The organism is Sediminibacillus terrae (assembly GCF_009602435.1).
GTDB classification, from domain to species: Bacteria; Bacillota; Bacilli; order Bacillales; family Amphibacillaceae; genus Sediminibacillus; species Sediminibacillus terrae.
Map to the genome: position 1 here is coordinate 14,845 of NZ_VZDQ01000021.1, position 12,093 is coordinate 26,937.

Below are 12,093 nucleotides of genomic sequence, written 5' to 3' on the forward strand. Positions count from 1 at the left end.
ATCTTTGAGGGAAAGGATGGTTGGATGAAAGCTTTTGTCCATCAAGGCGACACGATTGCTTTTAGAGAAATAAAGGAACCTGTAACCGGAAAAGGGATGGTTAAAATCAAGCTGAAAGTGGCTGGTTTGAATCATCGGGACCTGAATATTCCAAAGAGAAGAGGCAGCCAGTCTGAGCCTTTAGTGCTGGGTTCGGATGGTGCCGGGACAATTGTCGAAACCGGTGCAGGTGTCACCGCTTTCGAGGAAGGGGACGAGGTGATCCTCAATCCGGGGTTAGGGTGGTATCATAATAGCGATGCCCCTCCTGCAGGTTTTGAAATCTTAGGGATGCCTGATGATGGGACATTTGCTGAATATATTGTGATAGCAGCTGACCATGTTGAAAAAAAGCCCGCTTTCCTGACATGGGAGGAAGCGGGAGTACTCGCTTTGTCAGGTTTGACAGGTTACCGGGCCTTGGTGACCAAAGGAAACATCCAGCCAGGTCAAACCTTGTTCATTCCCGGTGCCGGTAGCGGAGTTGCAACCTTTTTAATCCAATTCGCGAAAGCCATGGGTGCTCGTGTCATTGTCTCTTCCAGAAGCGAAAAAAAGCGGGAAAAAGCTCGCGAACTAGGTGCTGACAAGGCTATCGACACTAACAGTGACTGGCAAGAAGTTTTAGCAGAAGAACAAATTGACCTGGTGATTGACAGTGTCGGAAGAGCTACTTTCAACCGGTCTTTGGATATTTTGAAAAAAGGTGGCAGGCTGGTCAGTTTTGGAGCTACGACCGAAGACGAAATCACGATCAACATACGCAAGTTTTTTTACGGTCAATACCAATTGTTCGGTTCCACAATGGGAAGCAGAGAAGAGTTGCGTGCTATGCTGCAATTCATGGAAGAACACAAGATTCGTCCGGTAGTAGGAAAAATCTTCGATTTGGAGGAAACAAGTGCAGCATTCAATTATTTGCTGGAAGCAAAGCAGTTCGGCAAAGTAGCGCTTAGCATTGAAGGAGGAAACATCTCCTGAACAAACGTGCCCCGTTCCTGAGAATTTCCAAGGAATGGGGCTTTTTTATGATAAATTCTCAATGACAGCCGCTCAACCTTTTGGTTTGAATAAAATGGCACCGATCATGCCGAAAATAATCGCGGAAGTGATACCGGAGCTGGTCATTTCGAACATCCCCGTGACCACTCCGATCAAACCATGCTGATCTGCCTCCTGCATGGCACCGTGGACCAGTGAATTGCCGAAACTGGTGATAGGTACTGTAGCGCCTGCGCCTGCAAAGTCGATTAGTGGCTCGTAAAGGCCAAAGCCGTCCAGCAGTGCTCCAATTACTACCAAAATACTAAGTGTATGGCCGGGAGTCAGTTTGAGAATGTCGAACATCAACTGTCCGATTACGCAAATAAGACCTCCAACGACGAATGCCCAAAAAAACATCATGGCGTTGTTTCACCTCCAGATTCAATTGCCACAGCGTGTGCAATACACGGGATGGACTCTTTCTGCTGGGTAGTTAAAGGCGACAACAAGGCCCCGGTGGCGACAACCAATATACGGTTCAATTCGCCTCTTTTCATCCGATTTAAGAAGTGGCCGTACGTAACGACCGCAGAACATCCGGCACCGCTGGCGCCAGCATTGACATGCTGTTCTTTTCTATAAATAGTCAGGCCGCAATCGACATAGTTTTCATCAGGGATGTTGGTCCCATTCTTTTCAAAGAGGTCCAATGAAATTTTACGTCCAATCTTTCCTAAATCACCGGTGATGATTAGATCATAATAAGACGGTTCAAGATTGAGATCGTTGAGATGTGCTTCAATTGTATCCACCGCTGCAGGTGCCATTGCCCCGCCCATATTGAATGGATCATTCAGACCCATATCGATTACTTTGCCGATAGTCGCAGAAGTGACAACCGGTCCCTGTCCAGAGTTGCTCAGTAAAGCAGTTCCCGCGCCTGTCACTGTCCATTGGGCTGTCGGCGGTTTTTGTCCCCCATATTCAGTGGGGTAGCGGAATTGTTTTTCAACGGCAGCATTGTGACTGGAAGCCCCGGTCAATACATAATTTGCTCCGCTGGCATTCACTAAGAATGCACTGAGGGCTAGTCCTGCCATAGAAGTAGAGCAAGCTCCAAAAAGTCCGAGATAAGGGGTGCCCAGTGTTTTCGCGGAAAAACTTGTCGGCGTGATTTGATTGATCAAATCACCAGCGAGAAAAAATTGAATTTGTTCTTTGGTCAATCCCGCTTTGTCGATTGCTTGCTGACTCGCTTTTTCGAGTAATACTTTGTGGGCTTTTTCGAAAGAATCTTGTTCCATATATAAGTCGGGATGAAGCAGGTCAAAGTCTTCTGCTATGTTGCCCTCTGCCTCGAATGGTCCGCCGACGGTCCCTGTCGATATTATTACCGGTTTGTTGGCGAACGTCCAAGTTTGTTGACCAGTCAGCATCATAATACCCCCCATTGAATGAGTAATGTTTTAATCAGCGCAATGACAAAAGCAGAAAACACACCAAAGAGAATGACAGACCCGGCAAGCTTGAACATATTGCCGCCGACCCCGAGGACAAATCCTTCCGCTCGATGTTCAATTGCTGCCGATATCACTGCATTGCCGAACCCAGTCACCGGAACAGCAGAACCAGCTCCTGCAAATTGGGCAAGCTTATCATATAGGCCGAACCCTGTCAGCAGCATAGTAAAAAAGATTAGCGTTGCCACTGTAGGGTTTCCCACATTCTGCTCAGTAAAATGGAAAAAATGAATATAAAAAGTGGATATCAGTTGACCGAATGTGCAAATCAGACCACCGACAAGAAATGCGCGGATGCAATTTTTAAGGATAGGCCGCTTCGTTTCCCGTTGTTTGGCGAACTGTTTGTATTCTTGATTTGTTTGTTTGTTAGATGTCATTGTCATCCCTCGTTCTTTATGCTTCATCTGAAATCAATTTCTTGATTCGGTTGGTTTCTTTGTCTAACTTTTGCTCGGATACATCTTTTGTTTGCAATCGGCTTTCCAGCTCATCGAGTTCTAAGTAAATTTTCTTATCGGTAGAAACGGTGACCTTTTTATCCTTGAATTTCTTTTCCAAGTCCGATGTGATGTTCTTTTCCAATTTTTTAAGCCGAAAGCGATCCATTTGCCGGATTTCTATGGCAACTAGCAGCTGATCAGATGTATTGACTGCCCTTGCTCCAATCACTTCTTGTTTCTTTAAAATGGTCCTTTTTGCTTGGTTGGCTATTTCCTGGCTTATCTCTGATTTATTGCTTACTTGCGTTAAATCGTAATCGGGATTATCGCTGGCACTGCGTCCATCCTCATTATTTGCACAGCCTGTCACTGAAAGGGAGATCAGCAACAAAGCTGGCAGAAAAGCTTTTTTCCGTATTTGTTTCATATGCATCACCTGTGATTTGTAAGTGTGAAAAGCAAAAGCTGGCAATGAATTTCCTGCTGTCTTAGCATGAACCTCTTGCAGGCAAATATACTTTCTATAAATTACCTGAGGGATATTTTTTTCAATAAAGTAATCAGAGGAAATGGCAGTGGATGTATAGTATAGGGTAGAGGAAGTATGGTGAAAGTCTGGTTAAAAGCACGGCCGCCAAGCAAAAACCGAACGATTCCATTTCGTTCGGTTCTGCTTAGGTCCCTATGTTTTTGGCCCAGCCACTTTTGGAGAGCCATGTTGGGCGTTGTTCTTATAATTCCTGTTTGTTTGGTGGAGCCATAAAATCAATCCCTATCGGTGTCTTCACTGTCCGCATCAGAATTTCATCTATATCCCTCATCGTTTCATCATCGATAAAGAAATCCCAAAGATTATCTAACGGAGCTAGTTGTTCTGGATGTCGGGCTCCCCATAATGAAATGGTGGACCCAGGCTGTTGAAGGTTCCAGCGAAGAGCCAATTCAAGCACATTTTTATTAAATCTGTCTTGGGCTAATTCATCTAATTCTTTGACTGCCTTCAAGTATTGTTCGAACCGTGGGGATTGAAATTTCGGATCCGTATCGCGACGGATATCTCCTTCGGAAAACTGGCTGTCCTTGGTGATATTCCCCGATAAAAGCCCCCTGGTCAGCGAGCTGTACAGAAATGCGGTCAGCTCTTTTTCTTCCGCATAGGGCAAGAGTTCATTTTCGCTATTTCTTTCAAACAAATTATGTGGTACTTGGATAGCGTGTATAGGTGCAGCTTCCCGGAAAATATCCATTTGCTCTGTACTAAAATTACTAAGCCCGATCGCACGGATTTTCCCTTCTTTATATAAATAATTCAAAGCTTCTGCTGTTTCATAAAACGGGGTCAGCGTATCCGGCCAGTGGACATGGTATACGTCGACATAGTCGGTTTGAAGATTGCGCAGGGTCCGTTCGATATCTTGATGAATAAAGGCCTTCGTGGAATCGCGGAACAATCCGTCTTTTTCGTTCCAATTGAGCCCCGTTTTAGAAGAAAGGGTAATCTCGGAACGATTGAGGGAGGAGGAGTGTAGCGCCTTTCCAATTATCTCTTCCGCTTTTCCAAAACCATAACCCGGCGCTGTATCAATCAGCTTTATTCCTTTGTCCAAGGCAGCATGAATGGTTTTTTGCGCTTCCTGTTCATCCGTGCCACCCCATTGAAAACCTCCAATAGCCCATGTTCCCAATCCAATTCTACTTGTTTCTATATTGGTTTGTTTCATTGTCATATTTTCCATGATTTCCACCTCCATTTATAATGGGCACTGATAATTCGATTCCCGTTATTTCTGTCATTCAATCTTAAAAAAATTGTCGGCAATATGAAACTTTTTCCACAGTGTCTTCGTCTATAATATAGGAGAAAGGTAATACATAAAGGTCGCTTAAAGAAATATGGAGGGGGAGAAAGATGGTAAAAAAATTGCTGATGATTTGTTCAGCATTAGCTGTTATTGGGGGAGCGGCAGCCTACTGGTTTGTGGAAACTTCCAGTGCAAAGCTGGCTGAACCTGTACAGGTTAGCGAGCAAATGGAGGATTTTATTATGCACGTCCAGGTTGAAAAAAATGAAGATGGCTTTCAAGTACTAAGATCGCTTGAATATATTGGGGATGAACCAATTGTTTTGTCCCACCGAACGCCTTTGATATCTCTCCGTGTCAATCACGACACGAAAAATTTCACAGGCAGTCCCGTTACCAAAGAATTGAACCCTGGAGATGTATATCATCCCCAGGAAGCAAAAACATTCAACCCTTTAAAAAAAGGAAGTCATACTTTGTATATGGATTGTGAATTTTACGTTGACGGTGAACGCAAAAACATCAAAGCTCATAAAGAAATGATTTTTCAGTGATGATGGAAAAGTCGGAATTTTCCATCATTCATTTTCCCTCATTCAATGGTCAATTCTATTGATTTTGTCGGTTGGTCGGATTGGTACCAGTTTTCAAGTGATTCTTCGGTATCCGATATAGCTGGTATCGTGACGGACAATACTTGGTTGTTTTTCCAGGTTGCCGACAGAACCGGCCAGTGATATTCATTTTTAAACGGTTCGCCACTATCCATCAGTGTCCTTTGCCTGCTCATTTGTTCCAAGTCGACGATCACCATTTTGTCTTTAGTGAGCTCTGTTTCCAAGCCAGGCTCTTTTCTGTTGAAAAGCAGGAGCAGAAGATCATTTTCAGGCGATATAGAAGCGGATTTAAACATCGCTAAATCCGCGGCAAGGTAAGAACCGCCTTCTTCCTGCTGATTCAGGAGGAGGTAAGAGCAAGCATCTGCTCTGCAGGAAAACTCCAAAAGATAAATTGTATCTTTATCCGGAATATCTACTCTCGTTAATGCCATATCCTCTATTTCTGCTTCTCTGTCTGCAACGGCCGATAAATAGTGCTTCAAAATCGTAACTTGGTTTAAATCAATCACGACTTGTTCGTTCGGCAAGGTGAATTCAAGGAGCATTTCCTCTTGCCCTGATATATCATCGTTTTCTTCCGTGTCTTTTTCTACTAAGACAGGCTTTTTTTCTGTTGCATCCGTTTGTTCTTCCGATTTGACCACCACCGGTTGAGAATCATTATTTGAACATGCACTAACCGCCATAACGAATAGTAACCCCATCAAAAACAGCAAACCTGCACGCATAAGTGTCAACTCCTGCCCATCATTTTAATGCTTTATTATCATTATACAGAAAGTTTCTTGGAAAGAGTTAGAAATATGGTCCTCTTTTCTTCAGGCTGAATGCAGAGAAATTATTTACTTCCACTCCGGTGTGGGGAGAAAGGGAACTGACCTTCATACACATCAATAAGGAAAGAGTTTCTAATTTTTAAAAAGTGGTAAGAGTATTTTATAAGGTGGTTGTTAATAGAAATGAGTAAAACATATTTATTGGCAGGGAAGGTGCTGACAATGGGTGACTTAATTGACTTTGACCAAAAAAGAACCAAGAAAAGAATGAAAGATACTGCCCAATCGAAGGGAATTGTATACGAAATTTATTTGATCGTCGTAAAGTATGTCTATAAATATGCGGATAAAGAAAGCGTCGATGCCAGTGACTTCTTGACTACAGAAGCTGACTTGTCCATCATGTTTGCAGGTGACAAAAACAAATTCAGACAGGCGTACGATGAATTGATGCGTTATTGGGACTTGTCGAATGTTTATGAGCGGGACGTCCAGGCCGGAAAGGAATTCCAGCAATTTCAAACGATTGGAGACTTGTGTTTTTATATCGAAGAAAAAGTAAACAAACAAAAAGGTCTGTAATGCCTAACACCTCAAGTTGGAACACCATAAAATCCAATTGTGAAAAACCAACTGGATAGGAATATAGAAAAGAATCCTCTTTCCAATCAAAGGTGACAAATATCTGCCCCAGGCAAGGTGCTTCGCTTTTCAGGGACACTCCTTGATAGTATTGCGTAACTAAGACCGAACGACTTCGAGTGCTTACCATCGAATGACGTTCGGTTTTATTAGCCATCATGCTTTTGTCCAAGCTACATCAATGCTTTTTACAATTTTTCGGCTTCATCCGTTTCGTGTTCGGCTCCATGTTTGATGTAATCCTCATTGAATGCTTCCAACTCTTCCGTCGTCAAATCTGTAGTACTGTTCTTCTTTTTACCGTTTGTTTTAAAATATACAATGACACCGATAACAAAGGCGAGTATGATAAGTAAAAAAATCCATGTCATTACAGTATTCTCCTCTCGTGAATGGTATTTCTATATTTTCCCTATTTTTTGTTTTCTAATCGGCCTATTTCACAATTTTCCGGCATTTTCTTGTAAGCCAAGCGTGTTTGAAAAACGAAATAAAAGGCTACATACCTGTATACTTATCAGCGAAAGGGGATAAACATGGCAGGAGAATTATTTTCCTATCAAAAAGCAGATCAATTACTGAATCCCGAAAGAGAGGAATTGGTTCCGATCAATCAAGTCATCGACCTGCTGGGTTTGCAGGGAAATGAAAAAGTGATTGATTTAGGGGCTGGTAATGGTTACTTGACTATACCTATAGCAAAACAAACCGATGACCGGGTCGTTGCGGTCGATGTCCAAGAGGAAATGCTCGTACAACTGGCTGATCGAGCTGTTGATCAAGGCCTCGAGAATATAGACAGAATGCCAAGCGGGATCGATTATTTGAACTTTCCTGATAATTCATTCCAGAGAGGCGTCGCTGCATTTGTCTTCTATGAAGTGGATGAACTGGAAAAAGCTTTGCAGGAAATCCATCGGGTCATCAGTGAAGAGGGAAGGCTGCTCATCATAGAATGGGAGAAGTCGGATCATGAAGAAGGTCCACCCATGGATGTACGTCTTCCTAAAGAAGCCCTTCAGGAAAAGTTGGAAAAGACTGGATTTAACGTCGAGAAGGGGAATTTAAACAGCAACATTTATTACTTGGTGGCGGAAAAAGAAAAACAGATCTGAAAAAAGGTCGGAATTTGTATTGACAGTCGGAGATAAACTAGGGCAGGAGTCTGAAACAAAATCCATCTGGATAGCGTTTTGAAAAAGCATCCCGCTTTTTATAATGAAAGTAACTTATAAGAAGCGGGGGAACGAATGTGAATATTTATGAAGTGGAAATCGAATTGGAACAGAGAAAGCATAAAATGCAAACAATAGAATAGTGGATATTCGACCAGTTGAATTCAGCTGGTCTTTTATTTTTATATCGGATTTTACAGCACAAAATTAATTCCTTCAGGAAGTTGAGGGAGATAGGAATCCGTCCCGGCGGCTTAGTGGAAGGGGCTCTTTTCCAGCTGGCCCGGGCTATTCCTTTTATAAGCAGTAGCAGGCAAGCGAGTATGACCATTTTCCTGCTTTCTTGGCAAATCGGAAGTTTACTTGTTTCCGCAAGCAGGTATTTATTAGTACCGGGCCTTAAGAATGAAAGGATGATCAGGATGAATCTGTTTAGAAGGATAGACAAAATTCAGGCTGGGATAGAAAAATGGATTATTACCTCGGCGATATTCGGGATGACCATTATACTGTTGGCCAATGTATTCGCCCGGATGTTGGGAAATAGCCTGACCTTTGCTGAAGAGGTTGGACAATTTTTTATCATCATCGTGACCTTTATCGGACTAAGCTATTGTGCGAGAAGAGGAAGGCATTTGAAAATGACGGCAATTGTAGAATTTTTGCCTTTTAAAATCCGCAAAATTCTCGTACTGATCATTACATTCACAACCTCCCTCTTGCTTTTTTACTTATGTTACATTTCTTTAGACTATACCATCACCTTATACCAGTTGGGGAGAGTAACCGCGGCACTCCGTTTTCCGGTGTATTTGATAACATTGTTTATCCCCATCGGATTTCTGTTCAGCGGTCTGCAGTATTTAAGGGAGTGCTGGCTGAATTACAAGTATAAAGACGAAATGATCGATGGTACGGAAGACCCCCAATGGGGGAGAAAGGAGGCAGATGAAACAACATGATTTGGATGCTATTGGGAATAATGTTTCTGCTTTTGTTCCTGGGTTACCCGATAATGGTACCGTTAATTGCGGCCCCGCTGGTAGTTGCCTTGATATTTTTTCCTGAATTAAATCCAATGGTTCTGATTCAGCAGTTCTCCATCGGAATCCAGACATTTGTGCTTTTGGCTGTTCCTATGTTCATATTTGCAGCTGATATTATGTCTTCAGGGAAAACGTCTACCAGGCTTTTGGATCTTGTAGGAAGTTTTATTGGACATATCCGCGGTGGTTATGCTATCACGACTGCTGCCGCCTGCGCTCTGTTCGGTTCCATCTCTGGTTCTACCCAGGCAACGGTCGTTGCTGTAGGAAAGCCGACAAGAGAAAGACTGAAAGAAATCGGTTATAAAGATAAACAAGCCATCCCGCTTATTATCAATGCGAGTGATCTTGCTCTCATGATCCCGCCAAGTATAGCGATGATCGTCTATGGGGTGGTTACCGGAACTTCTGTAGGTGAATTATTTATTGCCGGCATTGTACCTGGTTTGATCATTTTCTTGTTCTTTGCCCTTTATAGTTACTTTTTGGCAACGGCTAAAAAATTGGGTAATGAAAGGAAGGCGACGTGGAAACAGCGAGGCAGGGCTTTTAAAAAGGCAATATTGCCATTAGGTTTCCCGATTGTCATTATCGGCGGAATATATTTGGGGATATTCAGTCCGACGGAAGCTGCTGCTGTATCTGTTTTATATGCTTTCTTGTTGGAAGTGGTGATATACCGCGACGTAAAACTAAGTGAATTGCCCAAAATAGCAGAATCGACTGCCATTGTTACTGCTGCAGTATTTATATTGGTGGCGGCAGGAACTGCGCTTAGTTGGATTTTGTCCTATGCAAAACTGCCCCAGGAAATAACGGAGGCTGTATTGGGAAGTGATCCTTCTGCGACATATGTACTTTTCATTGTTGCTGTCTTTTTCTTTGTCGGTTGTATGTTCGTCGATCCTCTGGTCGTCATTTTGATTTTGACTCCGATTTTCTATCCAGTGGCGATGGATGCAGGTGTTGACCCGATAGCACTCGGAATCATCGTAACCTTGCAGGCTGCAATCGGTTCGGCGACCCCTCCGTTCGGAGTAGACATCTTTACGGCAATAGCTGTTTTTCAGCAGCCATATAAAGAAATAATCAAGGGGATCTGGCCGTATATACTTATTTTAGTGGCAGCTTCTGCTCTGTTTATTTTATTTCCGGAAATCATTACATCTTACCAATACTTTTATTCGGAATAGAGAGAAGGTGATAGGATGAGAAAATTAGCTTTATTGATGTCGATTTCCATTTTGCTCTTGTTGACTGCTTGTGGTTCCGGAGGGGCGGAAACGACAAGAGGAAAGGATGCTCCGGAGTATGTGTTCCGTTTTGCTCATGAAGAATCACCGGATTCCGTCCAAAATACCTACGTAGAAGAGTTCAAAAAAATCATCGAAGAAAAATCCGACGGAAACATCAAAATAGAGATCTATCCGGTAGGACAGCTGGGTAATGCTACTACACAGGCTGAACTGCTTCAAATAGGCGCCATTGACTTTGCAGTTATTTCACCGGGCAATATCGGTACGATCGTCCCTGAATCACAAGTGATGCTGCTGCATTTTCTTTTCTCTGACGACATGGAAATAAACAAACAAATCATGAATAACAGCGAGGCTCTATATGGTCCATTGGCAGATGCATTTGAGGAAAAGAAAATAAAAGTATTATCCTACTGGACAGAAGGATTCAATCAATGGACGACCCAATCTAAAATAGAACAGCCAGAAGATTTTTCAGGAGTGAAATTTCGGACCATGCCATCTCCGTTAATTGTTTCTTCTTATGAGCAGTATGGGGCAAATCCGACTCCTGTACCTTATGAACAGGTGTACAGCGGGTTGCAGTTGAACATGATCGAAGGTCAGACAAATCCTATGTTTGCGATAGAACAAATGAAATTTTATGAGGTGCAGCAGTACCTGACTATGTCTAAACATTCTCTATATACGACCACCACAGCGGTCAACCCGGATTTGTACGAAGGACTTCCTGAGAATGTAAGGAAGATGATTGACGAAACGGTTGCGGAGATGAAGGAGAAGGCCTTTGCGATTCAAGAAGAAACCAATAAACAGGCGTTAGAACAAGTTGAAAAGAATAGTGATATTGAAATCACCGAATTGACCGATGAGCAAAGGCAGGCTTTTCGTGAAGCGAGTAAGCCGGTCAGACAACAATATATCGATCAAGTCGGTGGAGATGCGGAAGAAATCATCACAAAATTGGAGAAGGAGATAGAGGAAGCAGAAAAAAACAGCAAATGACACAATAGCCAGACTGGTCCCGAAATGGGAATCACCGGTCTGGCTATTCTGCTATGCACAAGGGAGGCAACATCGAGTATCATCCAAAGCTACAATAAAGCCCCGCACTTTTGAAACTCTTGAAGAAGCAAGAAATGTGGAGCCGCCTCCCGACTATATCAAACGTGCTCATACTTTAACGGTGAAAGCAGGAAAAAGGACGTTTGCTTACAGTACGATCATTCGCTTTCTGCAGTCGAAGGTACGATCCCGTTTCGGAAAAAAGAGTGCCGTTTTTTACACAAAAAGCATAACTCGCATCACGTGTTTAGAGTCAGGCCAAATCGGCCAATAAAAAAGACAAAATCCGTTTGAGTCGGATTTTGTCGAGTAAAGATGGAGAAAAGGATGATTATATATGATAAACTTCTTGATAAGAAGTTATCAGCAAGTTACTTAAATGACAAAGGAAATGTCATTGTCTACTTCTGCTTTATGTCGATTTCTGATTTTTGCTTGTTTCATATTTTTGTTCAACAGTTGCTTGATATGTTGATATCCTTCGTCCGGTTTTTCACCATCAATGACGATTACCAACGGCTTTTTACTTGAAGCTACCAGGAAAAAAGAAAGCATTTTCGGAAAGTTTCCCGCATCGGCCACCTGCCCGTTTTGGTATAAATATACGTCATAAGCACTTTTTGAAACATAACGATACAGGTTCATTATTTCATGTGTTGTCAATTGATAAGTTAAATCTACTTGATAGGATGTAATTTCTTTCAAGGTCATCACCTCTCCGATTT

15 protein-coding genes are annotated in these 12,093 nt (G+C 42.6%); 7 read left to right on the forward strand and 8 right to left on the reverse strand.

Annotated elements, in window-relative coordinates:
* Window positions 1-24: 24 nt before the first annotated feature.
* A complete protein-coding gene (locus F6X55_RS06100) occupies window positions 25-1,020 on the forward strand; it encodes a zinc-binding dehydrogenase (RefSeq protein ID WP_153462435.1) in 996 nt (331 codons plus the stop codon).
* Window positions 1,021-1,092: 72 nt separating this feature from the next.
* Here F6X55_RS06100 and spoVAE read toward each other — a convergent pair whose 3' ends face one another.
* The 5 genes from spoVAE to F6X55_RS06125 all read right to left on the reverse strand — a co-directional run bounded on the left by spoVAE (window position 1,093) and on the right by F6X55_RS06125 (window position 4,722).
* The gene (gene spoVAE, locus F6X55_RS06105) at window positions 1,093-1,443 is read right to left on the reverse strand and encodes a stage V sporulation protein AE (protein WP_026570546.1); all 351 of its coding nucleotides are present in this window, start codon (window positions 1,441-1,443) and stop codon (window positions 1,093-1,095) included.
* On the reverse strand, window positions 1,440-2,459 hold the full coding sequence (gene spoVAD, locus F6X55_RS06110) for a stage V sporulation protein AD (protein ID WP_026771434.1): 1,020 nt from the start codon (window positions 2,457-2,459) through the stop codon (window positions 1,440-1,442). The genes spoVAE and spoVAD overlap by 4 nt, the downstream gene beginning before the upstream one ends.
* Window positions 2,459-2,923: a stage V sporulation protein AC gene (gene spoVAC / locus F6X55_RS06115; protein ID WP_202616116.1), complete on the reverse strand. Its 465-nt coding sequence runs from the start codon at window positions 2,921-2,923 to the stop codon at window positions 2,459-2,461. Before spoVAC ends, spoVAD begins: the two co-directional genes overlap by 1 nt.
* Before the next feature lie 16 nt (window positions 2,924-2,939).
* Window positions 2,940-3,413, reverse strand: a complete 474-nt coding sequence (locus F6X55_RS06120; RefSeq protein ID WP_026570543.1) for a YhcN/YlaJ family sporulation lipoprotein — start codon at window positions 3,411-3,413, stop codon at window positions 2,940-2,942.
* 304 nt (window positions 3,414-3,717) lie between these two features.
* Window positions 3,718-4,722 carry an aldo/keto reductase gene (locus F6X55_RS06125; protein ID WP_153462437.1) on the reverse strand — a complete coding sequence of 335 codons (1,005 nt, stop codon included), beginning with the start codon at window positions 4,720-4,722 and terminating at the stop codon, window positions 3,718-3,720.
* Window positions 4,723-4,895: 173 nt separating this feature from the next.
* Here F6X55_RS06125 and F6X55_RS06130 point away from each other — a divergent pair, with 173 nt between their 5' ends.
* Entirely contained in the window at window positions 4,896-5,342 is a 447-nt protein-coding gene (locus tag F6X55_RS06130) for a hypothetical protein (protein WP_026570541.1), read from the forward strand.
* 38 nt (window positions 5,343-5,380) lie between these two features.
* Here the strand turns inward: F6X55_RS06130 and F6X55_RS06135 are convergent, their stop codons facing one another.
* Window positions 5,381-6,136, reverse strand: a complete 756-nt coding sequence (locus tag F6X55_RS06135; protein WP_026771431.1) for a hypothetical protein — start codon at window positions 6,134-6,136, stop codon at window positions 5,381-5,383.
* A gap of 231 nt (window positions 6,137-6,367) precedes the next feature.
* Here F6X55_RS06135 and F6X55_RS06140 point away from each other — a divergent pair, with 231 nt between their 5' ends.
* Window positions 6,368-6,766, forward strand: coding sequence for a hypothetical protein (locus F6X55_RS06140; RefSeq protein WP_026771430.1), 399 nt, complete (start codon window positions 6,368-6,370; stop codon window positions 6,764-6,766).
* Between the two features lie 248 nt (window positions 6,767-7,014).
* Here the strand turns inward: F6X55_RS06140 and F6X55_RS06145 are convergent, their stop codons facing one another.
* Window positions 7,015-7,197 (reverse strand): hypothetical protein, encoded by a 183-nt coding sequence (locus F6X55_RS06145; RefSeq protein ID WP_026570538.1) that lies wholly within the window; start codon window positions 7,195-7,197, stop codon window positions 7,015-7,017.
* Window positions 7,198-7,362: 165 nt separating this feature from the next.
* Between F6X55_RS06145 and F6X55_RS06150 the strand changes: the two genes are divergently transcribed.
* From F6X55_RS06150 to F6X55_RS06165, 4 genes are all read left to right on the forward strand, one after another.
* On the forward strand, window positions 7,363-7,941 hold the full coding sequence (locus F6X55_RS06150) for a class I SAM-dependent methyltransferase (protein ID WP_026570537.1): 579 nt from the start codon (window positions 7,363-7,365) through the stop codon (window positions 7,939-7,941).
* Window positions 7,942-8,423: 482 nt separating this feature from the next.
* Window positions 8,424-8,963: a TRAP transporter small permease gene (locus F6X55_RS06155; protein WP_026570536.1), complete on the forward strand. Its 540-nt coding sequence runs from the start codon at window positions 8,424-8,426 to the stop codon at window positions 8,961-8,963.
* Window positions 8,960-10,240, forward strand: a complete 1,281-nt coding sequence (locus tag F6X55_RS06160; protein ID WP_153462441.1) for a TRAP transporter large permease — start codon at window positions 8,960-8,962, stop codon at window positions 10,238-10,240. Before F6X55_RS06155 ends, F6X55_RS06160 begins: the two co-directional genes overlap by 4 nt.
* 15 nt (window positions 10,241-10,255) lie before the next feature.
* On the forward strand, window positions 10,256-11,308 hold the full coding sequence (locus F6X55_RS06165; RefSeq protein WP_153462443.1) for a DctP family TRAP transporter solute-binding subunit: 1,053 nt from the start codon (window positions 10,256-10,258) through the stop codon (window positions 11,306-11,308).
* A 435-nt stretch (window positions 11,309-11,743) separates the two neighbouring features.
* Here F6X55_RS06165 and F6X55_RS06170 read toward each other — a convergent pair whose 3' ends face one another.
* The gene (locus F6X55_RS06170; RefSeq protein WP_153462445.1) at window positions 11,744-12,073 is read right to left on the reverse strand and encodes a hypothetical protein; all 330 of its coding nucleotides are present in this window, start codon (window positions 12,071-12,073) and stop codon (window positions 11,744-11,746) included.
* Window positions 12,074-12,093: the final 20 nt, after the last annotated feature.

Excerpts from the sequence above, each read along its gene's own strand:
- F6X55_RS06100 (WP_153462435.1), top strand. The coding sequence starts at position 25 with ATGAAAGCTTTTGTCCATCAAGGCGACACGATTGCTTTTAGAGAAATA.
- spoVAE (WP_026570546.1), bottom strand. The coding sequence starts at position 1,443 with ATGATGTTTTTTTGGGCATTCGTCGTTGGAGGTCTTATTTGCGTAATC.
- spoVAD (WP_026771434.1), bottom strand. The coding sequence starts at position 2,459 with ATGCTGACTGGTCAACAAACTTGGACGTTCGCCAACAAACCGGTAATA.
- spoVAC (WP_202616116.1), bottom strand. The coding sequence starts at position 2,923 with ATGACATCTAACAAACAAACAAATCAAGAATACAAACAGTTCGCCAAA.
- F6X55_RS06120 (WP_026570543.1), bottom strand. The coding sequence starts at position 3,413 with ATGAAACAAATACGGAAAAAAGCTTTTCTGCCAGCTTTGTTGCTGATC.
- F6X55_RS06125 (WP_153462437.1), bottom strand. The coding sequence starts at position 4,722 with ATGGAAAATATGACAATGAAACAAACCAATATAGAAACAAGTAGAATT.
- F6X55_RS06130 (WP_026570541.1), top strand. The coding sequence starts at position 4,896 with ATGGTAAAAAAATTGCTGATGATTTGTTCAGCATTAGCTGTTATTGGG.
- F6X55_RS06135 (WP_026771431.1), bottom strand. The coding sequence starts at position 6,136 with ATGCGTGCAGGTTTGCTGTTTTTGATGGGGTTACTATTCGTTATGGCG.
- F6X55_RS06140 (WP_026771430.1), top strand. The coding sequence starts at position 6,368 with ATGAGTAAAACATATTTATTGGCAGGGAAGGTGCTGACAATGGGTGAC.
- F6X55_RS06145 (WP_026570538.1), bottom strand. The coding sequence starts at position 7,197 with ATGACATGGATTTTTTTACTTATCATACTCGCCTTTGTTATCGGTGTC.
- F6X55_RS06150 (WP_026570537.1), top strand. The coding sequence starts at position 7,363 with ATGGCAGGAGAATTATTTTCCTATCAAAAAGCAGATCAATTACTGAAT.
- F6X55_RS06155 (WP_026570536.1), top strand. The coding sequence starts at position 8,424 with ATGAATCTGTTTAGAAGGATAGACAAAATTCAGGCTGGGATAGAAAAA.
- F6X55_RS06160 (WP_153462441.1), top strand. The coding sequence starts at position 8,960 with ATGATTTGGATGCTATTGGGAATAATGTTTCTGCTTTTGTTCCTGGGT.
- F6X55_RS06165 (WP_153462443.1), top strand. The coding sequence starts at position 10,256 with ATGAGAAAATTAGCTTTATTGATGTCGATTTCCATTTTGCTCTTGTTG.